Here is an 815-nt window from a genome sequence, read left to right as displayed (position 1 = left end):
AAACTAACCGAATCCAACCATAAAGGGATGGAAGGATTGCCATGGATCAAGAGCACCCCTGCAATGGCAGGTCCCGTCAGAAAAGCACTGTACCGTAAGGTACTGACAATCGAATTTACTCTTTTTCTGAACTCCTCGGGAACAAGCAATGTCTGATAAGGAAGAAACAGACTACCGAAAAATGTACTGCAAACTCCAAGTAGAAATAGAATTGCGTAAATAGAAGCCAAGTGTGGCAGGAGTGGCAAAACACCAATCAGCACCGCACGGGTAAGCTCGACGCCAACCAGTTGCTTCCTACGGGAGAATCGATCCGTTATGCTTCCAACCCAAAGTCCTACAATTAACGCCGCAATCCTGGACACAACCCACAGACCTGCAACAGCCAATGCAGAGTGTGTTTAGTCGAGAACAAATACGTTTATGGTGACGAGATAGATGAAATCCCCTATAGCAGAAATGCAAACTCCAGATACAAATATACCTGTCCGAATGTTAGTTCGGAATTGTTTCTCTCCCAAAGCCATTCATTCACCTCGAATTCACAATCGTTGTTCAGGATTACTGGTCGGGTAGCTCAGGCACCTTGCGATGCCCTCGCCCCTTCAGAACCGTACGTGACAGTTTCCCGTTTTAGGGCTCAAGCCATCCTGCCGTCGTCATCTAAGCAAGGTTCTTCGAGGCACTATGCTGTTAGGCTATAGGGGTGGACACAACGAATCGAGAGTGTGAAAATAAGTAAATCGATTCGAGGTGTTCATGGTGACAAAGACAAATAGATACAGCACGGAATTTAAATTGAATACGGTGAAAAT

1 protein-coding gene is annotated in these 815 nt (G+C 45.8%); it reads right to left on the bottom strand.

Translation table 11 applies throughout. From position 1 onward, the window contains the following. A partial coding sequence (locus MM817_RS16385) for an MFS transporter (RefSeq protein ID WP_241717116.1) occupies positions 1 to 365 on the bottom strand: 365 nt, incomplete at its 3' end. Positions 366 to 815 lie beyond the last annotated feature (450 nt).

This window comes from Sulfoacidibacillus ferrooxidans (assembly GCF_022606465.1).
Lineage (GTDB): Bacteria > Bacillota > Bacilli > Alicyclobacillales > SLC66 > Sulfoacidibacillus > Sulfoacidibacillus ferrooxidans.
Note: the sequence above shows the minus strand (reverse complement) of the source record. Positions and strands in the feature narration are given on the sequence as shown.